This window comes from Bacillus sp. NEAU-Y102, from assembly GCF_054788175.1.
Genome location: NZ_JBTWFK010000005.1, coordinates 41,101 through 62,928, shown reverse-complemented (window position 1 = coordinate 62,928; position 21,828 = coordinate 41,101). Strand labels below are relative to the sequence as shown.

General features: G+C 31.3%; 21 protein-coding genes and 1 pseudogene. 19 read left to right on the top strand and 3 right to left on the bottom strand.

The features are described 5' to 3' along the window. Window positions 1-11 precede the first annotated feature (11 nt). Both ACYFX0_RS14340 and ACYFX0_RS14335 read left to right on the top strand, forming a co-directional pair. Window positions 12-872 (top strand): branched-chain amino acid ABC transporter permease, encoded by an 861-nt coding sequence (locus ACYFX0_RS14340; protein ID WP_086389927.1) that lies wholly within the window; start codon window positions 12-14, stop codon window positions 870-872. 49 nt (window positions 873-921) lie between these two features. After that, complete coding sequence (locus tag ACYFX0_RS14335; RefSeq protein WP_074789686.1) at window positions 922-1,875, top strand: branched-chain amino acid ABC transporter permease; 954 nt, start codon at window positions 922-924, stop codon at window positions 1,873-1,875. A gap of 93 nt (window positions 1,876-1,968) precedes the next feature. On the opposite strand, the gene ACYFX0_RS14330 is transcribed toward ACYFX0_RS14335, so the two are convergent. Then, window positions 1,969-2,757, bottom strand: a complete 789-nt coding sequence (locus tag ACYFX0_RS14330; RefSeq protein ID WP_000404993.1) for a LysR family transcriptional regulator — start codon at window positions 2,755-2,757, stop codon at window positions 1,969-1,971. 120 nt (window positions 2,758-2,877) lie between these two features. Between ACYFX0_RS14330 and ACYFX0_RS14325 the strand changes: the two genes are divergently transcribed. Beyond that, on the top strand, window positions 2,878-3,426 hold the full coding sequence (locus ACYFX0_RS14325; protein WP_000579909.1) for a DUF4865 family protein: 549 nt from the start codon (window positions 2,878-2,880) through the stop codon (window positions 3,424-3,426). A gap of 517 nt (window positions 3,427-3,943) precedes the next feature. On the opposite strand, the gene ACYFX0_RS14320 is transcribed toward ACYFX0_RS14325, so the two are convergent. Beyond that, window positions 3,944-4,702, bottom strand: coding sequence for a phytanoyl-CoA dioxygenase family protein (locus tag ACYFX0_RS14320; RefSeq protein WP_000543792.1), 759 nt, complete (start codon window positions 4,700-4,702; stop codon window positions 3,944-3,946). Window positions 4,703-5,331: 629 nt separating this feature from the next. Between ACYFX0_RS14320 and rfbF the strand changes: the two genes are divergently transcribed. From rfbF to ACYFX0_RS14250, 14 genes are read left to right on the top strand one after another with little or no spacing between them, the layout of a single operon-like run. Next, a complete protein-coding gene (rfbF, locus tag ACYFX0_RS14315) occupies window positions 5,332-6,117 on the top strand; it encodes a glucose-1-phosphate cytidylyltransferase (protein WP_000869622.1) in 786 nt (261 codons plus the stop codon). Next, window positions 6,108-7,199 (top strand): CDP-glucose 4,6-dehydratase, encoded by a 1,092-nt coding sequence (rfbG, locus tag ACYFX0_RS14310; protein ID WP_041488150.1) that lies wholly within the window; start codon window positions 6,108-6,110, stop codon window positions 7,197-7,199. Before rfbF ends, rfbG begins: the two co-directional genes overlap by 10 nt. Then, window positions 7,196-8,467 carry a glycosyltransferase family 4 protein gene (locus ACYFX0_RS14305; RefSeq protein ID WP_044783463.1) on the top strand — a complete coding sequence of 424 codons (1,272 nt, stop codon included), beginning with the start codon at window positions 7,196-7,198 and terminating at the stop codon, window positions 8,465-8,467. The genes rfbG and ACYFX0_RS14305 overlap by 4 nt, the downstream gene beginning before the upstream one ends. Continuing rightward, window positions 8,464-9,561: a nicotinate-nucleotide--dimethylbenzimidazole phosphoribosyltransferase gene (cobT, locus tag ACYFX0_RS14300; RefSeq protein WP_000662058.1), complete on the top strand. Its 1,098-nt coding sequence runs from the start codon at window positions 8,464-8,466 to the stop codon at window positions 9,559-9,561. The genes ACYFX0_RS14305 and cobT overlap by 4 nt, the downstream gene beginning before the upstream one ends. After that, on the top strand, window positions 9,561-10,214 hold the full coding sequence (locus tag ACYFX0_RS14295) for an HAD family hydrolase (RefSeq protein ID WP_000608988.1): 654 nt from the start codon (window positions 9,561-9,563) through the stop codon (window positions 10,212-10,214). Before cobT ends, ACYFX0_RS14295 begins: the two co-directional genes overlap by 1 nt. A gap of 10 nt (window positions 10,215-10,224) precedes the next feature. After that, the gene (locus ACYFX0_RS14290; protein ID WP_000639966.1) at window positions 10,225-11,688 is read left to right on the top strand and encodes a class I adenylate-forming enzyme family protein; all 1,464 of its coding nucleotides are present in this window, start codon (window positions 10,225-10,227) and stop codon (window positions 11,686-11,688) included. Between the two features lie 42 nt (window positions 11,689-11,730). Beyond that, complete coding sequence (locus tag ACYFX0_RS14285; protein WP_001091896.1) at window positions 11,731-12,012, top strand: acyl carrier protein; 282 nt, start codon at window positions 11,731-11,733, stop codon at window positions 12,010-12,012. A 29-nt stretch (window positions 12,013-12,041) separates the two neighbouring features. After that, on the top strand, window positions 12,042-13,040 hold the full coding sequence (locus ACYFX0_RS14280) for an ABC transporter ATP-binding protein (RefSeq protein ID WP_000286890.1): 999 nt from the start codon (window positions 12,042-12,044) through the stop codon (window positions 13,038-13,040). A gap of 4 nt (window positions 13,041-13,044) precedes the next feature. Further along, a complete protein-coding gene (locus ACYFX0_RS14275) occupies window positions 13,045-13,857 on the top strand; it encodes an ABC transporter permease (RefSeq protein WP_000709301.1) in 813 nt (270 codons plus the stop codon). Window position 13,858: 1 nt separating this feature from the next. Next, on the top strand, window positions 13,859-14,644 hold the full coding sequence (locus ACYFX0_RS14270; RefSeq protein ID WP_001033633.1) for an ABC transporter permease: 786 nt from the start codon (window positions 13,859-13,861) through the stop codon (window positions 14,642-14,644). Window positions 14,645-14,664: 20 nt separating this feature from the next. Then, window positions 14,665-15,576, top strand: a complete 912-nt coding sequence (locus tag ACYFX0_RS14265) for a glycosyltransferase family 2 protein (protein WP_001273689.1) — start codon at window positions 14,665-14,667, stop codon at window positions 15,574-15,576. A 30-nt stretch (window positions 15,577-15,606) separates the two neighbouring features. Then, window positions 15,607-17,247, top strand: coding sequence for a carbamoyltransferase family protein (locus ACYFX0_RS14260; protein ID WP_000865920.1), 1,641 nt, complete (start codon window positions 15,607-15,609; stop codon window positions 17,245-17,247). A 13-nt stretch (window positions 17,248-17,260) separates the two neighbouring features. Next, entirely contained in the window at window positions 17,261-17,767 is a 507-nt protein-coding gene (locus ACYFX0_RS14255; protein ID WP_000547679.1) for a chorismate--pyruvate lyase family protein, read from the top strand. A 9-nt stretch (window positions 17,768-17,776) separates the two neighbouring features. Beyond that, window positions 17,777-18,769, top strand: a complete 993-nt coding sequence (locus tag ACYFX0_RS14250; RefSeq protein WP_000516762.1) for a cysteine peptidase family C39 domain-containing protein — start codon at window positions 17,777-17,779, stop codon at window positions 18,767-18,769. Window positions 18,770-18,787: 18 nt separating this feature from the next. Here the strand turns inward: ACYFX0_RS14250 and ACYFX0_RS14245 are convergent. Then, window positions 18,788-18,991, bottom strand: a pseudogene (locus tag ACYFX0_RS14245) (IS3 family transposase); the annotation flags it as partial. A gap of 646 nt (window positions 18,992-19,637) precedes the next feature. Between ACYFX0_RS14245 and ACYFX0_RS14240 the strand changes: the two are divergent. After that, window positions 19,638-20,081, top strand: coding sequence for a MarR family winged helix-turn-helix transcriptional regulator (locus ACYFX0_RS14240; RefSeq protein WP_001205523.1), 444 nt, complete (start codon window positions 19,638-19,640; stop codon window positions 20,079-20,081). A gap of 120 nt (window positions 20,082-20,201) precedes the next feature. Next, on the top strand, window positions 20,202-21,278 hold the full coding sequence (locus ACYFX0_RS14235; protein WP_000417554.1) for an LLM class flavin-dependent oxidoreductase: 1,077 nt from the start codon (window positions 20,202-20,204) through the stop codon (window positions 21,276-21,278). Window positions 21,279-21,828 lie beyond the last annotated feature (550 nt).

Below are 21,828 nucleotides of genomic sequence, written 5' to 3'. Positions count from 1 at the left end.
AGGTGAAAAGGATGGATGTGTTAATAAATTTATTTGTAAATGGGATTTCAACAGGGATGCTCATTTTTTTGTTAGCATCAGGTCTTTCACTTATTTTCGGTCTAATGAGCGTTTTAAACTTTGCACACGGTGGTTTATTTGCATGGGGAGCATTTACAGGTGTTTGGTTATTTAATATGACAGGAAGTTATATATTAGCTTTAGTTGGAGCAGTAGCCATGGGAATGTTCCTAGGATTTATTTTAGAAAGGTTTCTTATTAGACCGGTATATGGAAATCATGTTCGACAGCTGCTCGTTACGCTTGGAGGAATGCTCGTTCTTAGTGAGTGTATTAAAATATTTTGGGGGCCAAACCCTATTAGTGCAAAATTACCGTTATGGTTACAAGGAAGTTTTACATTCGGAGGTATTATATTAATTAAATATCGTCTATTTGTTATTTTGATTGGGATAATTATTTACATTGCACTACTACTATTACTCAAAAAGACGAAGATAGGTCTTATGATCCGTGCAGGTGTAATGGATAAAGAAATGGTTCAAGCGCTTGGTATTAATGTAAAAGCGATATTTTCTTTCGTCTTTTTATTAGGGGCAGGGATGGCAGCTTTGGGAGGATTCTTATTAGCACCGTATTCGGGCGTTATTTTCGCCGAGATGGGCATGCAGTATGCAATTTTAGCATTTATAGTAGTAATTATCGGTGGATTAGGAAGCGTACAAGGTTCAGCTATGGCTTCTTTAATTGTCGGATTAGCTGGTGCTTTTACAGCGTATTTTATACCAGATTTATCACTTGCAATTAATATGTTAATGTTACTATTTTTCTTAATAATGAAGCCAACTGGACTTGTTGGTGAAAAGGGGTGAAATGGTGAACAACACATCGGACCGAATTAAAGTATACTCCGGAGTATGTATGCTCATTTGTTTAAGTGTATTTCCGTTCGTAAATGATTCACGGAGCCTGTTAATTTTGTTCACTCAAATCTTCATCTTTGCTATTTTTGCAATGAGTTTTGATGTATTGCTTGGGTATACAGGAATTGTATCGTTCGGTCATTGTATGTTCTTTGGGATAGGAGCATATGGGGTAGCGCTTTTATTTGATCGACAAGGCGTATCAATAACGAACTTTTTAATTGGAATAGTAGCTGCAATTATCGTTTCAGCAATCGTTAGTTATATAATTGGTTTGCTTTCTTTACGATTGAAAAGTCATTTTTATGCAATGTTAACACTTGCTATTTCACAGTTGTTTTTCGTACTTGCTGAAAAATGGCGTGGGCTTACTCACGGAGGAGATGGTTTTACATTTGGGGTACCAGAAATATTCCGTGATCGTTTTACCTTTTATTATGTAACACTTATATGTTTAATTGTCATTTTTATTCTGTTACGTCTTTTCACTAAATCTTCTATTGGAAAAGTATTAAAGGCAATTTCACAAAATGAGCAACGTGTTGAAGCGCTAGGATATAAAGTTCTTCAGTATAAAATTATTGCTAGTATTGTGGCAGGAGTAGTAGCTTCGATTAGTGGTGGTTTATTTGTTATTACATTACGCTTTGTCAATACGACTGTATTTTCAATTGAAATGACACTAAATGCACTCTTGATGACAATGATTGGAGGAGTCGGAACATTAATTGGAGCTATTGCTGGATCTGGGATTATTGAATCCCTAAAATATTATTTATCAGAACTAGCGACGGAATATCCGATTTTTGAAAGATGGACGATTATTCTAGGTTTATTGTATATTATCGTGCTACTCGTTTTTCCGAAAGGATTTGTTGGGACGGTTAAGAAATTGAAGAGTTTTAAAAGGAATAAAAAGGAGAAAAGTACAGAAGTGGAGCAAAACGTGTGAAAAATCAATTGTATACAAAATAAAAATCCCTCTTTTATATTCGTTAAAGAGGGATTTTTATTTTGAAAAAAGTTTGTAATCAAAGTCATTTTATTAATCAAATAGTTCATCAGGGATATGCTTTATAAAGGTTTGATTCGTAAAAAAATGAACAGCTAAATTCTCAAGGGGAACATCTTCAATTATTACTAATGTATCATTTTTAATCGGTAAAAAAGCTATTCCTTTTCCATCAGCAATAAACTCTTCCATAAGCGAATAAGAATCCAACTGTTGAAGTTGTCGCTGAGATAGATTGTTTTCTTTTAGAAATTGTATTGTCTTATTCCTAAAAGGGCACTTTTTGTCATTGCTAACGAAGAAAATTTCTTTTAAATAATCAATGGTACATTTTTCTTTCGCTTTTAATAAGCCTACAGAAATTGAGGTTGTGAACACTTTTTTAAACGATGCGTCAGGATAATCCTCATAAGTTATGACCATATCAACTTTTTGTTGCTGCAGTAATTTTTGCAAATGACTACTACTTTCTACATATATTTGATAATTTCTGAAATTTACTTTAATACGCTTACTTAAATAATTTGTCAAAATAGATTGTGACGTCGCTATTATATAAGAAGAACCACTCGTTTTAATTTCATCTTTTACTTCTTCTAATAGAGTTAATATTTTATTCGTGTAATCTAATAAAATGTCACCAGCAGGTAACAAGGAAACACCTTTGTTATCTCTATGTAGTAAAGGCGTTTCTAATTCTTGTTCTAATTTTTTGATTCGCTCAGTTACGTTCGGTTGAACATATCCTAACTCTTTAGCAGCTTTACTAATAGAACCCTCACTGGCCACAGTTTTGAATATAATAAGATCATTTATTTCCATGTATCTCAGCCCCTTATGCACTATCATTATAAATGATACCAAACATAATTTATACCTATTTTACGTTAGCCGCTTATCGATTTATCATAATGTATATAAGATTGAAAGCGAGTGATAAACATGATTGGAATGCAATATAAGGTCATTCTTCCAAAGGATTATGACATGGAAATTATTAAGAAAAGGGTAAAGGATAATGGCTATAAAACTGATGGTTTCCAAGAACTAAATTTTAAAGCTTATTTAATTACGGAAACGGAGAAAGACGGGAATTTTTATAACTGCTATGCACCTTTATATATTTGGAATGGTCATGAAGGGATGAATAAATTTACCTTTGAAGGGTATTACGATAATATTTTACAATCGTTTGGGTGGCAACAAATACATATAGGTGTTCCGTTAGTTGTTAATCTAAGTGATGGATTTAAGAAAAGTAGATATGTTGTTGAATATGCAGGAAGTATTTCTCAAAGTAAAACGTTGATTGGGACTCAATTAAACACGATAAATGAAAATGTACAAAACAATGAAAAGTGTTTAGGGAATGTAATCGTTTATAATCCGGATAAATGGGGATACAGTAGGTTTGAGTTTTATGAAGAGAAGCCTGAAATGGTAACAAATAAAGGTGTTACAGTATATGAGATTTTGCACATTTCACGATGAAATTTTGTTGTATATTAAAAATAAGAAAAGGAATGAAAGTCTATGCCTTTTGTGAAGGTTTATTATCCTGAAAATAAATTAAAACAAAGAAGAGCTGAAAAAGATAAGTGAATGTAGCCTATATAAATGTAACTACAGCTAAAACCTCTGAAGATGTGACGTAAAGTAAGCGATATCTACAGTGGAGATGGTTTTTCTATTTTTTTAATCATAACTTACAGAATTATTCTTTTGAATAAGACGTCTTTCACCAGTGTTAATTGGTTCAATATCTTATAAAATAATGTATAGTAAATTAAAAACTAAAAGTGGAGTAAACATATGGACAAAAATCGGAGTTGAAAATGGAATATTATAAGGTTAGTTTTATAAAAATGAAGACTATAGTTCTATTATTGTTAGTAAATTCTAAATAGTAAATTACATTTTAGCTTACTGAACAAGTGATAATCCCCATGCCCAGTAAGCTAAAAAAATTATAAATTTGTACATCAAAATTCCGGGCGTTTTGTAAGGTTTACACCAACCCCACTTTATGGAAGCCTATTAATCGTTTACGTCTATTGTCTGCTCTAGCCAATACATGCTCAGGAACCCTATAATTTAAGAGGGGATAAAATGACTGAGAAATATAAGATTTACTATAAACAACTTGCTGTACGATTCTTGGTTTTTGATTAAGGTTTAAACCGCCACGGTGCCAAACCTGATTGTTAAAAATTAGACAATCACCAGCTTTTGCTTTAAAAGTCACGGGTTTTTTTCCATTATAAACAGGGAGTTCTTGTTTAGTGTCTGGAAATTTACCGCTTCTATGGCTACCAGGAACTAATTGTGTAGGTCCCATATCTTCCTCAACATCCGCGAGATAGTATAGACAGTTGACAATAAATACTGGCATTTGAATATTATTATCCCAATCAACATTTTTTGGAAGTGGGAAAAACATTTCATCATCAATTAAATCGATATGCCATTGATCTATTCCTGTTCTTCTAGGGGTCTTAATTGCATTCATACTACGCAAATGACAATTATCCCCTAAAATTGCTTCGACTAAATTAATAACTGGAGGCAAATCGATTAAATTTTCAAAGACTTCACCACGTTCGAACATCATACCACGAAAAATAGGAGCGTACCCATTCCTTGGACCTCGAAAAGCTTCTTCAACCCCGGTATTCAATAAATTGATTTGGTCTTCATTTAGAACATTACTCATAAAAACAAAGCCATCACTATGAAATTGTTTCACTTTATCACTTAGATCATGCATAAAATATTTCCCCCTGAATCCTAGAGTTTTTTATAATTTCCTATTGCTGAAGATAATTATTAGATAAAAAATTCACTTTACTGTTCAATAAAAACTAATATAACAGTACAAAAAAATGCAACCGATTGCATTTTGGAGGGGAGGAAGGTTTATTTAGAAAAAACATATTCTATCATCTCCGCCTCTTGGATGAAAGTGTTTTCATTCCACCTTCGGTAATTAGTCTAACATTATTTTTGGTAAAAATAAACAAGAGTAGTAACTTCAATTGTTTATTTTTCGAGTTTGATTTTTTTGAAAAGTATGTTTGATGAAGTAACAGGCAGTAAATATTATGAAAATATCTTGATTTATAAGCTTTTTGTATATTTTTCACAAAAAAATAATAGTAAAGAAGTTAATGTAGAAGTAGATATTGAATTATTATTAGAATATTTAATTTATTTATCAGGTTGCGTTTTGTTTTGTTGGATAATTCATAATTAGATAAAAATAGTAAAAAAATGTATTTACAATTTATAGTAATAGGTTTATAATCCATAACTGTGCAAACGTTTTCTTTTCTGGTTCGAATTTTAAGAATCAATAAAATATTTGCTTAGTAAAATACATACGAAAGGATGAGATAGGTGAAAGTAGTTATTCTTTGTGGTGGTTTTGGAACGAGAATGCAATCGCATAAAGATAATATTCCTAAACCGATGATTACGATAGGGGACAAGCCAATATTATGGCACATTATGAAATACTATTCTTCATGGGGACATAATGAATTTATTTTATGTTTAGGTTATCAAGGGTGGAAAATAAAAGAGTATTTCATGAATTATAAGTTAATCAATAGTGATTTTTCAATTTCTCTTAATCAGCCCAATGATATTCAATACCATAATAGATTGAGTGAGGAAGATTGGAAAATTACGATGGTAGAAACAGGTTTAGATTCAATGACAGGGAGTCGTATTAAACAAATTCAAAAGTATATTGGAGATGATTCAACCTTTATGCTTACTTATGGAGATGGAGTTTGTAATCTTAATATTAATCGTCAATTGGACTTTCATCATTCACATGGAAAAATACTAACTGTTACAGGTATTTCAAGAACAGGGCAGTATGGGGAGTTGCAATGTGACAGTGAGGGGCATGTAACAGAGTTTCAAGAAAAACCTCAAGTTGCTGATGCAAAAATTTCTGGTGGATATTTCATTTGTAACAGAGGGATTTTTGAATATCTAGACAATGATAAAGAATTAGTATTTGAAAAAGAACCGCTACAAAAATTAATGGGAAATAAACAAATGATGGTATATAACCATAGTGATTTTTGGGGAAGTATGGATACATATAAAGATCAATTAACTTTAAATCAAATGTATGAAAATATGGAGGCACCTTGGAAATTATGGAATTAACTAAAGACTTGTCTATATTTAAAGGGAAAAAGGTACTTGTTACTGGGGATACAGGATTTAAAGGTGCATGGCTTTGTATGTGGTTAGATATGTTAGGTGCAGATGTTGTCGGATATTCACTACCTCCTGATAAAAAAGATTGTCTTTACAATATATTAGGTTTAGAGGAAAGGATTTTACATATTGATGGAGACATACTAGATTTAGAACATCTAAAAGAAGTTTTCAGAAAACAAAATCCAGAATTTGTTTTTCATCTGGCTGCTCAACCACTTGTAGGAGTTTCGTATACAGAACCCAAACGCACTTTTGATGTTAATGTAATTGGTTCAGTGAATTTGTTAGAAGTTGTTCGTCACAATAAGTCGGTTAAGTCGGTAGTATATGTTACGTCTGATAAGTGCTATAAAAATAAAGAATGGTTATGGGGGTATAGGGAAAATGATGAATTAGGAGGAGGAGATCCTTATAGCGTTTCTAAAGCAGCTGCAGAGCTAATATTTACTGCATATATAGATGCTTATTTTTCTGAGGACAGTAAAATTGGTTTAGCGAGTGCGAGAACAGGAAATGTAATTGGTGGAGGAGATTGGGCGGAGGGGCGAATTATACCTGACTGTGTTAGAGCTCTTTCAGCGAAAAAAGTAATTGAATTAAGAAAGCCCTATGCTTTTAGACCTTGGCAGCATGTACTTGACGTATTGTATGGTTATTTGCTACTAAGTATAAATTTGTTTCACAACCCTAAAAAGTATAGTGGAAGTTGGAACTTTGGGCCAACTAATACTTCCATTTTACCAGTACAAAGATTAGTAGAAACGTTTATTGATAATTGGGGGAACGGGTCCTATAACTCCGAAAATTATAATGAAAATTTTTATGAATCTAATAGTCTAAGTGTTAATTCTGAAAAAGCTGTTTATCAATTAAAGTGGAATTCAAAATGGGATTTTAATCGTACAGTTAGTGAAACAGTAAACTGGTATAAAAATTTTGAAGAAGGTAAGGATGCTTATCATTTCACGTTAGAACAAATTCAGGCATATATGAAAATACATAAAGAAAGGGAAGTGAAACCTTGAAAGTATTAATTTTTTCGCGTGAGTATCCGCCTAATACAATTGGCGGAACAAGTACAGTAGCCAGATCATTGGCTGAAGGTCTAGCAAAATCAGGATATAAAGTAGGAGTAATTACAAATAATATAGAGGAAATTTTAGTAACAGAAGTAATTAATGATGTTAATATATATCGAATTAGCAATAAATCTTTATATACAGAAGAAGCTGGTATAAGTGACAATTCTCTTGTTTCTCATAGAAGATTAATGAAGGGTGTAAATCATTTCGTAAATAAGTTTGGTGCACCATCAATAATTATTTTTCCGGACTTGTTTTGTTTTCCTGAAGCTTCTATTTTAGCAAAACAGTTTGGATGCCCACTCATTAATATCCTTTTACAAGATTTTTCAAAGATGGTTCCTTACGATAGAAATGGGGTTCATCGAGTTTCAAATAATGTTGAAGCTAGAAAAGAGTTAATTCTTGAATTGGAGAGAAAAGCATTAATGCACTCTACCCATACTGTGTTTATTAGTAATGCGTTATCCGAAAGTATACATAAGCAGTATGAGGATTTATCGAGAGATAAAACAAGCGTAATTCATTTAGGAATTTATCCAGATGAACTTGCAAGAAAAGAAAATGTAAATTATAGACGAAGAAGAAGCGTTCTAGCAAAAGAGGAAGAAATTATAATTTTAGGTTGCGGTAGATTAGTACCAGTGAAAGGATTTGATTATTTAATTAAAGGATTTGCAAAAGTTTGGAGAAATTACCCAAAAGTTAAGCTCGGAATTATTGGTGTTGGACCAGAGCTAGAATATCTCAAGGAACTAACTAAAAAGTTAAATGTAAGCGATTCAGTAATTTTCTTAGGTGATATAACACGAGAGGAGGCAATTGAATACTTTCATGTAGCAGATATATGTGTAGTACCTTCATTATGGGAGTCGTTTTGTTATGTTGCTGCTGAATTTATGGCTGTAGGTAAGCCTATAATAGCCTCTTCGGTTGATTCGTTAAATGAGTTATTACGTGATAACAAAGAAGCTTTGAAATTAACTGTAAACGAAGATAAGTATGGTATACGTGAGTTAGATGAAAATGAAATTGCCTATAAGATTGAAAGATTGTTAAATAATCAAGAATTAGGTGATAGTTTAGCAAACGCGGCTAGAGAAAGAGTATCAAGGTATTTCATTAATCAACATTTTATTAATGGTGTATCAGAATTAATAGAGGAGAAACTCCATAAGAACACAGATAAAATTGCGGGGTGTTCTGAATGAAAGAGAATATTCAATCATTAAAAGAACTTATTGATAAGATAACACCTATCGATAAATATGCCGAAAGAAAATTTCACATTAGCCAAATGCGAATAGCAAAGCCATTAAAAAGTTTAGGGGCGTTAGATAAGATAGCCTATCAGATTGCAGGTGTACGAGGAATAACTCAGATAGATGATTTCAAAAAAAGTATTGTTATTTTTGCAGGTGACCATGGTATAGCATCAAAGCATGTATCATTATTTAAATCAAATGTTACGAGTAAGGTATTCAAAACGATAGCCGATGGTTTAGCACCTATTAATGTAATTGCTAAGCAGGTTGGGGCAGATATTACTTTAGTTGATTTGGGTTTGAAAGAATGTATTGATTCAGATAATTTTCTTAACTGGAAGGTTAAGGAAGGAACGAATGATATGACGAATACAGTGGCAATGAGTATATCTGAAACAATAGAGGCTATATTAAAAGGTGCTAAAGTACTAGAGACTGAAAAAAATCAAAATTCAAATATTATAGCAGTTGGGGAAATTGGTATTGGAAATACCACAGCCGCTAGCGCTATAACTTCAGTTGTTTGTAATATCTCACCAAATGATGTTGTAGGAAAAGGAACGGGTATATCGTGCGAAAAGGTTAAATATAAAACTGAAATTGTAAAAAAGAGTATAGATTATCATAATCTCAAGGTCACTGATGATCCTCTTCGTATAATTAGTTCTATTGGTGGACTGGAAATAGCTGGGGTAGTAGGGCTAATTCTGGGAGCAGCAGCACGGAAAATACCTATAATTATTGATGGATTTATAACTACAGCTGCGGCTAGTATTGCGCAATTATTATGTCCAGATATATCTAATTATCTTATTGCGTCCCATGTCTCTTCTGAACCTGGGCATAAATTCTTACTGGAAAAGATGGGGTTGTCACCATTACTTGATTTACAGATGAGATTAGGAATGGCTTCGGGAGCGGCAATTGCAACTTCATTAGTAGAAATAGCCTGCAAAGTAAGCTGTCAGACTGGACCATATATCGATATGAATATTGAACATATTGATCGAAATTTAAACTGGGGGAGTACTGAACATTAATGATTAATAAAGTATCCACAGTCATATTTGATTTAGATGGAACGTTGGTTAATAGTTGGAAAATTCATTTGGAAAGTTGTAAATATGCTTATTCAAGGGTTATGAATAAAACTTGTAGTACACTTCTAATCAAAAGATATGCTATGCCTACAGAAGAGGCTACACTTGGTTGTTTAGTAGGAGAAGAAAATAAAGAAAGAGCATTAAAATTTTATAATAAGTATTTCCTAGATAATTTGTGTGAATTATTTTTAATACCTCCAATTGATATACACAATATGTTGGAGTACCTAAAAGATAGGAAAATGAAACTAGGGATTTTTACGGGCAGATCAAGAGAAACGACTTACGCACTACTTAAATATACCGATTTAATTAAATATTTCGATGTAATTATTACTTCTAGTGATAATATACCAAGTAAACCCAATCCAGATGGATTAGCTTTAGCAATAGAGATGTTGGAGGCAAAAAAAGAAGAAAGTATATTTATTGGGGATACAGAGAGTGATTTGGATATAGGTAAGAAAGTAGATGTTTATACAATCAAAGTAGATTGGTTTACTGAAAATTTTTCAATGAATAAATCATACGAGGTAGTTACCGCTAGTACGCCAATGGATTTGAAAAATAGAATAACTTCAAAGATATGAGGGGTTTTTAGTGATATACAATCAGATCAAGAAGAACAATCCAGAACACATCGCTTTTATAAGAGACGAAAAAGAGGTTAGTTACAAAGAGTATATAGAAGAAATTGAAAAATGCCGTAGTACGATTATTAAGATTGGGTTATCTCAAAGTAAATTAGTAGGATTATGTTTAAAAGATTCATATAGATTCTCAATACTTTTCGTTTCATTATGTTCTTTGAAAATTCCAATTATACTATTGGATCCTTATACAAAAAGTGAAGAATTTCAAACTGTTATCAACATGTATAAGCCAAGTATTTTAATAACAGATACAAAAAAACTAATAGATATAGAAGATGATATGGTAATTGAAGAAAAAATGGAGTTTGAGAAGCCAATAAGACTATTTAATTTAAGAACACAAAATTTGTTCTTTAAGAAGAACAAAAGTGTTGATGAAGGGAACTTAGTTATCTTTTTATCATCGGGATCCACCAATATTCCAAAAGCTGTTTTGAAATCAGAGAAACGATTATTAAATGAAGGTTTACAACTTAAAAAAACATTAGATTTAAAAGAAGAAGAAAGAATACTGTCTATTGCACCAATATTCCATGCGTATGGTTTTGCTTTTGGGTTTATTGCACCATTAATTTCGGGTGTAACAATAACTTATTTACCCGCGTTAACTCTCGCAACAAAGATTGAGAAGGTAATTTTAGAAAGGGAAATTGAAATTTTAATTGCACTTCCAGTTCATTATGAGATGTTAGCAAGCCATTGTAAAAGTAAGTTAACAAACTTGAGATACGCTCTTACCGCAGGAGGGATATTAAACCAAGAAGTGTTAACAAAGTGTGAGGAATTAATTGGATTAAATTTAAACAATGTATACGGTATGACAGAAACAGGTGCCATTTCAATCTTACATGAAAAGTATGAAAATAAACTATATAATCAACCATCTGTTGGAAAAGTAATATCGGATACAAGTGTATTACTAAATTATTCAGATCCTGTGGAATCAAAAGGGTTACAAATTTTCGAAATACTGATCAAAAATAAAAGTATGACAATGGGTTATCTAGATGGTGAAGGTAATTTGGATTCCATTATCGATAAAAAAGAGTATTTTAAGACTGGAGATTTAGGGATATTAGATGAAAAGTGTCATCTTTATATATATGGGAAGCAAAAACTCACTATTAATGTATCCGGAAAGAAGGTAAATCCTTTAGAAGTTGAAGAGGTTATTCAAACTCATCCTGCTGTTAAAGAAGCAGTAGTAGTGGGACAAGAAGATTCAATTAGAGGAGAAATACCAGTCGCCCATATAGTTTTAAATCATCCTTCTAAGCAAGAAGAAATATTATCCCATTGCAGAAGGTATTTATCAGCATATAAGGTACCTAGAAAGATATTTTTTCAAGAAAAACTTGAGCAGACTTCAACAGGTAAGGTGAAAAGGCAAGCGTTGAAAGAGAATTTATAATCTAATTATAAAAAATAAAAGACAAAAAAGGGGTTAATAAAAATGAACACACATGTTGAGATGGAAAACATTCAAAAGGTATTAAAAAACATCATTGCTGAGGGTGTAACAGAAGGAACCGAAACTAATATTTCACCAAATGAAATCCCTAACGATAGCAATTTAATTGATTATTATAATATAGATTCAATAATGGTTTTAGAAATTTTATTGAAAATAGAACAAACATTTGAAATAGAAATTCCAGATGAAGAACTTAGTGTCGATCTTGTTAGCACAGTTGAATCTTTAACTACTTATATTATAGAAAAGTTAAATAAATAATAAGAAGAACTATGGGGGGAGGAAAAGGTGTGTATTCAATAAAAGTAAATAATCTTCAGAAAGAATATCGCTTTCATCGAAAGGAGCCTGGGTTTCTTGGTTCTATTAAATCTATGGTAAATAGAAAGTACGAGCAGAAAATAGCGGTTAATGATTTAAGTTTTAAATTAAAACAAGGAGATTTTGCTGGTTTTATTGGTCCTAATGGAGCAGGTAAAACTACAACTCTAAAAATCTTAACGGGAATTTTAACGCCCTCCCATGGTGAAGTTGAAATAATGGGATGTGTACCGTGGAAGAGAAGTTTGGAACATCGAAGACAAATATCGATTATGATGGGAAATCGAGGACAACTAATTTGGGATTTACCTCCATTGGAAACTTTTGAACTTAATAAGGAATTATATTCTATATCAAGTAAGGATTATAAAAATCGGCTTGAAGAATTATCTGGTTTATTAGAAGTTGAGCATTTGCTCAAAGTTCAAACAAGAAAATTATCTCTTGGTGAAAGAATGAAAATGGAAATGATTGCAGCTCTTCTTCATGCTCCTAAAGTTCTGTTTTTAGATGAACCAACTATAGGGTTAGATTTGTTTGCTCAAAAAAAAATTAGGGGTTTTCTCAAAGAATATAATCAACGTTATAATGCTACAATTCTGCTAACAAGTCATTATTTAGATGATATACAAGATCTTTGTGAGAAGTTAATGATATTAAATAAAGGGAATTTAGTATATAACGGTTTAACAGCAGATATAATGAAAGATTTTGATGTTAATAAGTATATATCTGTTAGTTTTAAAGAAAAAATATCCTCATCACAAATTGAACGATTAGGAGCAAAAGTTACATTGCAAGAGCAAAACAAAATGGTATTATGTGTGAATAAAAATGAAATGAAAAATGTAGCTACAATTTTATTAAATTCTTTTCCTATAGAGGACTTAACAGTAGAGAATATCTCAATAGAAGGCGTAATAGAGAAAATTTACTCAAAATCCAACAAACAGCTAATTAGGGGTTAATCACATGAAAAAAGCTATACCAATAAATGCTTATTTTAAAATTGCACAAACAAGTTGGCTTAGAGGAATAGAATATCGTTTTGGGGTATTCTATATGATTTTAGAAGCTTTTTTACCCACAGTTGCAATGTTTTTGATGTGGAAAGCTATTTATGCAAACGGAGATACAGTAGCTAATTATTCACTTAATCAATTAATAACTTATTTTATTGGTGCTCGAATAATAAACTATTTAATTTGGTATCAGGTAGATTGGGATTTGAATGAGAAAATAAATAAAGGAATATTAAGCAGTCTGTTATTGAAACCAATTGATGTTCAAGCTTACTATGTTTCTGAAATGATAGGTGATAGGTTTGTAAAGTTTTTCTTGGGTTGTATACCTTTGTCCATAATCATGCTAATTTTAAAAAAATATATTAGTATATCTTTAGATTTAAAGTCCATAATAATATTTATTATTGCAATTATAGGATCAGCGGCTCTATGGTTTCTATTGTCATGGATAATTGGCTGCTATGCATTCTGGGCACATAACCTGGTAAATATTTTATTTGTAAAGCATTTAATTATAACTATACTGTCAGGAGGATTTTTTCCGCTAGATTTGTTACCACATACAATAGTAAGGGTAATAGATTTTACACCTTTTCCATATCTAGCATTTTTTCCATTAAAAATAATTACTGGATCCGCTAGTCAAGATTATATAGTACATGGACTTATAGTCCAACTGATTTGGATAATATTATTTTTCATATTAGGGAGAGTAATTTGGAGAAAAGGGGTTAAAAATTATGTGGAAGTAGGTGGATAAAATGAATAAAATAAAGGTTTTTAAAAAAATAGCTACATTAAGTTTACAAAAGGATTTAGAATACCGAGCAAATTTTTTCGCTATGGTTGTATCAGGATTACTTTGGATTAGTGTACCATTAATATTCTTTAAAGCTATATATTTAAATGTAGAAAATATATTGGGATGGCAATGGGCCGAAATGTTAATTTTAGTAGGGACATATATGATTATTGATGCAATTATGATGTTCTTAATGATACATAATATGGGTATGCTTCAAAATGACATTATGGATGGAAGACTGGATTTATTGTTGATAAAGCCTATTGATTCTCAATTTTACGCATCATTTAGAACTTTGAATTATACCCAAATATTGAATGTAATTCCAGGGATGATAGTTGTAATTATTGGAATGAATTCAATGTCCAATGTTTTAAATTCAATTAATTTATTGGGATATTTTCTCTATTTATTTTCAGGAATGATTATTTACTACTGTATTTGGTTTATGTGGACCATTACAGCTTTTTGGTGGCCAAGTATTCAAAATAGAGAAGGAATGTTTTTAAGTACAATAATAATGGCTAGATTTCCAGATGATATTTATCAAGGCATAATAGGAATGATCTTCAAGTATATGTTCCCCATTGCTTTAGTTGCTAGCCCTGCTGCAAAAATAGTTACTGGAAAATTAGATATTGTATTGGGAATACTTACTTTTGGGATTAGTATAGTGCTTTTAATTATTACACGTTTTGTGTGGAATAGGGGATTAAAAGCGTACAATAGTTCTGGAAACTAAATAAAAGGAGTTTTATTAACATGGCAAATATCGCTGCTAGCATTGTACTAATCACAAGAAACAAGCTCGAACGTATACAGCATACTTTGAAATCGCTTTCTCTACAGAATACCAGGGGGATTCTTTTTGAAGTAGTTATTGTTAATAACGGTTCTACTGTGGATTACACGTCAGTAATAGAGTTGTATAAGGGGCAACTACATATGCAGTATACAGAAAGAGAAGCTGCATCTATTGCAAAAGCTAGGAATATAGGAATTAAAATGGCAAAAGGAGATATCATCATTTTTTTAGATGATGATATCTTATTTGGATCGCAATTTATATACGAGCATATAAAACCGCATTTAGAAAGTAAAGATGAAGTCGTTGTTGTAGGTGACCGTTATAATGTATTTTTTGGGAATATAACTTCTCATAGGACAGAAACAATCATACATAATGCATTATTAAATGATATAAATCAACTAAATGGAACAGCTAGAGAAGATTTTTATGCCAAACAAACGTTTAAATTGTTTGGGTGGCATCCAAATGGAGGGCATATTGCATGGACCTGCTTTGTAACACGAAATGCCTCGGTTAGTAAAAAGTTGTTAGAAAAGGTAAATTATTTTGATGAAAAGTTCCTTGGTTGGGGGGGAGAAGATATTGAATTAGGATATCGCTTATATAATCAGAATGCTAGATTCATATATCAGAAAAACGCTAAAGTTTATCACATGGAACATCCAGTTGGTAAAAATAGAATTGAAAATTTGGCTAAAAATATGAACTATTTCTGTGAAAAATATTCTGAGCACTTAGATCCCAAATTATTTGTAAAATTTATAAATAATCAAATATCATTAGAGGAATTTTATAACTCAAATAATGCTTTAAAGCTACACATTAAAAATAGTTCACAAACCTATTTTAAAATGATTAGGTAATGAAGAACTGGAGAGTAGGAGGAAAATAAAATGAAGGTTTTAGGATTGGGTGGATCTTTACATGATTTTTCAGCATGTTTAGTTGATAATAGTGAAATTAAGGTTGCTGTAGAAGAGGAAAGGTTAGTACGGGTTAAATATGCATATAAGCTAGGTGAACGTGTTTCGAGGTGTAAGGCTGCAAAATATTGTTTAGATTCGGAAGGAATTTCTATTGATGATGTAGATTTAATAGTGGCAAATGATTATCTAACACCTGGTTATTACCTTAAATATAGAAAAAAAGTTAAGTTAATTAGTCATCATCTTAGTCATGCAGCTAGTGTATTTTATCCATCGAAATTTGAAAAATCAGCTATTTTAGTTTTAGATGGTGGAGGGAGCCAAATAAATAGTAAGAATCAAATATTTGGAGAAACAATAACATATTATTTAGGAGAAGGATCTCAGATTTCTACTTTAAAGGATATTAAAGGCGAAGTAGTAGGTGAGGATTATGAACAGGTTTATACAAATTCATTAGGATTTTTTTATGGAATAGTTACTAATAGCATAGGATTTAACTCACAGGGTTATATTGAACCTGGTAAAACAATGGGCTTAGCTCCTTATGGTACGGACAAATATGTGAAGGAATTTTATAAATTCTATAATTGTGATATAAATGGGAATTTCAATCAAAGCTTAGAGCAACAGAGAGAAATGGAACAGTACATAAATCACGTATTGGAAAATATGAAAACGCTTAAGAGATTGGAGCAAGCAAAAGCTGATTTTGCTTTTGCAGTTCAATATCATACTGAGGATATTGTAATTAAACTTTGCAATTATTTATATGAAAAAACTCAAATAAAAAACTTATGTATTTCTGGAGGTGTAGCTTTAAATAGTGTTGTAAACTATAAAGTTTTAGAGAATACTCCTTTTGAAAATGTATTTGTAATGCCTGCAACAGGTGATACCGGTACTGGAATTGGAGCGGCCCTTTATGGGTATTATGCTTTAGGAGGAAAGCATAGGAATCCCTCTAAAACAGATTTTTCTCCGTACTTAGGAAAGGAATACACTGAAATAGAAATAAAACAGTCTCTAGAACAATATAAAGAATCAATAATAGTATCAGAACCAAAAAATTTGCATAAAACGGTTGCTAAATTAATTAGTGATAAAAATATTATAGGGTGGTTTCAGGGGAAATCAGAAGTAGGTCCAAGAGCATTAGGAAATCGTAGTATATTAGCAGATCCTAGATATAATGATATGAAGGACCTTATAAATACAAGAATTAAGCATAGAGAACCGTTTCGACCATTTGCACCTGCTGTTTTAGAAGAAGAACAAGATAAATATTTTTCTATGAAAGAAAGTTCTTACTATATGTTGTTTGTTCCGAAAATCCATAATTCTAAACAAAAGGATGTACCTTCAATTACTCATATTGATGGGACTGGAAGAATGCAAACAGTATCAAAGGATATGAATCTGAATTTTCATAAATTAATTTCTGAGTTTAAAAATTTAACAGGTATTCCAATTCTTTTGAATACTTCATTTAATGATAATGGAGAACCGATAGTTGAATCACCAAATGATGCTATTAAATGCTTTTTAAATATAGATTTGGATTATTTAGTAATCGGAAAGTATTTAATTCAAAAAAATAAAAATTAGGAGAGAATGCCGTGTGCATATAAAAGAATACGAACTAAGTAGTTATGGGCGACTAGTGACATATACTAAATCTTCGATGACTGAATTACTAGAAATATACCATAATACTATTATAAAAGTGAATTTAATACGGCAGAATACAGATCTGCCTATACTAAAAGTATTTAATACAAAATTACCTGATTATTTCCTAGTTAGAGAAGCAACTTTAGAAAGTGAAGAAACAGGCGAAATATTCTTATATGCCATTTCTATTGTATTTATAGAAAAGTTTCAAAAAGAAGTTATGGAAGATTTGATAAAAGGGGTTGAGCCAATCGGAAAAATTTTAGATAAGTATAAGCTAGATACCAGTAGGAAAATTGAAAATGTAAATATATATCAAGAAGAGGGGATGGCTAAACATCTTCAAATAGGGTGTGAAGACAAAATTTTAGGGAAAACCTATACTATTAACAGTGAAAAAGAACCACTGTTTCTAATTTCTGAATTTTTCCCTTTAAAAAAACTAATTGAATAGGAGAAAATAATGGGTAAAAAAAAGTTGCCAATAGAAAAACCACCAGTTTATGGATATCAATTTTACGCCTATCCATTAGCCATTATCTTAAATCACGAAGAAGCGTATCCATGGTTCTATAGTAATTACATTCAAGTAGCATTTGATAAGGAATTTAAATCACCGGTACCATTTTGTTTTTATATGTATGATCATACTATTTGTCCATGGTTAAAAGTACAGAAGCTACAAAGAGATTTAATTAAATTTACAAATCAGGACATAATAGATTTTGTAATAAAGTCCCTGAATGAAAATTATTATGTGTATTTGAATGTAGATGAATATTATATTCCGGATAGACGTACCTATAAAAAGAGACATTTTTCTCATGATATATTAGTATATGGTTATGACATAAATTCAGAGACGTTTGATGTATTAGGGTTTAATAAGAATGTTTCTTTTAAGAGTTCAAAAGTAAGTTTTTCTGAATTTAGAAAATCCTATTTATACCTAGAGAATATAGAGAATGAATGTAATCAAGTTTACTTATATAAGTTTAATCCAGAAGGAGAATATGAATTTAATAAAAAATTAGTGATTGAATCTTTGGAAGATTATCTTCATTCGAGAAATACTTCTGAGAAGTTTAGTATGTTATTGGAACCCTGGGAAAGATTTTATGGTATGGAATCTTATAAGCAACTTTATAATTACTTCGAAGCATTAATCCAGGGAGAGGTATATATAGATATAAGAAATACACATATTTTGTGGGAGCATAAAAAGGTTATGGCCTCCCGGATTAACTTTATGTTAGAAAATCAAATAATAGAAACGAAAATATATCAAGATGCAAAGAAAATTGAAGATCGAGCATTAATTATACGCAATATGTTTGTTAAATATAGCTTAGTAAAAGATAATGATATTATTTTGAAAATTGTAGATAGGCTAGAAGAATTAAAAAATGATGAGGAAAAATTGATAAAAGATTTGATTAATGCATTAAAAATATAGATAAATTTCATTATTTCATTAGGTAGCTTCTTGGGCATGAATCCGATATTGTATCGGACTCATGCCTTTTAGTTTTGCCTTAATTCTTTTATGATTATAGTACGCTATGTACTTTGTTAGTTCGTGTTTAAAGTGGTCTATATTTTTAAATTCTTTTCGGTATAGAAATTCAGACTTCATGATTCCAAAGAGATTTTCAATTACTGCGTTATCGTAACAGCTGATGCATCCATATCAAAATTAAAATTGGTTATTAAATATTTAGGCATTAATTTATGAAATACAGTAGAATTTGAAGGTGCTTCAGCTCTTATGTGCAGTTGAGATAACTAACTCAATTGGGAAATCAATAACACAGCTGTAATTACAACTATACTCCATTTTTTGAATAGATTTTGGCTCGTTTCTAGGATTCACATCGTTAAATAATCCATCAATTTTCTGAAAATAGATAAATCAGAAATTCATTAATAAGAATATTTGTAATTAATAAATGATTAACTTGAATTCATTTTACATACCTTCACAAATGTAATTAGCCGTACATAAGGATATTGTAGTAGATAGGATAAGGGTATAACCAGTGTTATATTACGCTATAAGAGTGATTATGAATATTCATTTTTTAGTTTTTTACATTTATTCAATAATTATTTATTATTTTCATACCCTAAAATCTACAAAGATATCAGAGTGTTAGGAAACCTAAAGGGTTTATCTAAGCACTCTTGTTTGTTTATTGGTGATTCAGGAGTTATATAGATTGGTTTAGTGGATACGTAATATAATGTCGAATACTTTTTCACTTGCATTACCATCACTTGAGTGGTAAAGTGATAGTAAGATGAACGCTAGGAAGTGATGAAACATGCGTGATAATACGATAGGATCATTAATATGGTTACGTTTAATACGATTTACGAACCAAAGTAATCAAATGTCAAATGAGTTTTTAAAACGTTTTGATTTAACGACAGCTCAATTTGATGTGCTTTTGCAAATACGTACGTATCAACCACTAACACAAATGGAGTTAGCTGAAAAGGTAACTGTTACACAAGGTGGCATTTCTCGAATGTTAACTCGTCTTGAAAAAGAAGGATATATTGTACGAAAACAAGATTGGAAAACGAAAACAATTAGTCTTACAGAGCAAGGAGAAGCAGCTTTAGAGAGAGCATTGCCAGAGCAACTTGCATTTCAATCTTCGTTTTTTGATGATGTATTAAATGAAGAAGAGCAGAAAATATTATACGAGCTGATGACGAAAGTTCATAAGCATAGCGAAAAAAAAGAATTACCGCAAGAGTAATTTTTTTTACATCATCAATTGACTAATCAAGTGATGAGATAGGTAATACGGAGATATACTTGACTTACCAACGTTTTTAGAAGAAAAACTAATACTACTTTATTAAAGGGGAGAGTAACTATGGAAAAATACCGTATAGATACAAGAAAAGGAATTGAGTTTGGGTTATATTCAATTGGCGATCATGTATTAAATCCACATAATGGGGAGAAAGTTACGCCAGAAAAAAGAATTCACGAACTAATTGAAACAGCTAAGTTAGCAGATGAGGCAGGGCTTGATGTGTTTGCTGTAGGTGAAAGTCATCAAACGCATTTTACAACGCAAGCTCATACAGTTATTTTAGGTGCGGTCGCGCAAGCTACGAAAAATATAAAAATTGCAAGTTCCGCAACGATATTAAGTACATCTGACCCAGTTCGAGTATATGAGGATTTCGCTACCATTGACTTGATTTCTAATGGTCGTGCTGAAATCGTAGCTGGTCGTGGATCTCGTATTGGAGGATATAGTTTACTTGGTTATGACGTGAATGATTATGAAGAATTATTTGAAGAGAAGATGGATCTTTTATTAAAAATTAATAACGAGGAACATGTAACATGGAATGGACAGTTCAGAGCACCGCTCGCACATGCATCGGTTATTCCAAGAGCGAAAAATAATAACTTACCAATTTGGCGTGCAGTTGGAGGTCCACCAGCTAGTGCAATTAAAGCAGGACGTGCAGGTGTGCCAATGATGATAACAACACTTGGTGGTCCAGCAATTAACTTTAAAGTGTCAGTAGATGCTTACCGCGAGGCTGCTCAGCAAAGTGGATTTGATCCAGCTAGTTTACCAGTTGCGACAACGAGTTTATTTTATACGGCAAAAAATTCACAAGATGCACTTAGTGAATATTATCCTCACATTAATGCTGGTATGCTTACACTGCGCGGTGGTGGGTATCCGAAACAGCAATTTACAAATGCAATAGATTACCGTGATGCTTTAATGGTTGGTAGCCCACAACAAATCATTGAGAAAATGCTTTACCAATATGAATTGTTTGGCCAACAACGCTTTATGGCACAAATTGATTTTGGCGGTGTACCATTTGATAAAATTGAGAAAAATATTGAATTAATTGCTACTGAAATATTACCAGCCGTTAGAAAACATACAGCAAAACAAATAAAAAAGCTGAGAGTCTAATTGACTATCAGCTTTTTTATTTGTTATGGAAAAATGACAAAAGAATGAACTTTTAGTCGAGGAAGAGGGAAGCTATTTTCTATTTTTGAATAACATTATTTCGAGTTTGAATTTTGGAAATATATTTTTCTCTTGACAAAAAATAAGCATTTATCGAGGGTGGTTGTGAGGACATTTTTTCGGGTGAAAGTCAAGTGTATGAAGAAAAAACGATTGTTTTATAGATATAAAAGTAAGCCGTATATTGAAAAAACATATTTTGCTAATGAGGAAAATATGATTCAAAAAAATGACAAAAGACATATTTCAGACAAAATGATGTCAATAATACGTCAAAAATAACCTGAATTTACTATGCAGGTATATTATACAATTCGATTAACGAATAAAACACTACAGAAATAGTGAAAAGGTAAAAATTAGCATTGAAATAGTTTGAAAAACTGAAACTTCGTATTTTTCGACAATACATACAAAATGTTTTTGTCTTTTCGTATTTCTTAATAATTGAGTTTGATAAGATTGCTCAATTAACTTTGATTATAAAAAC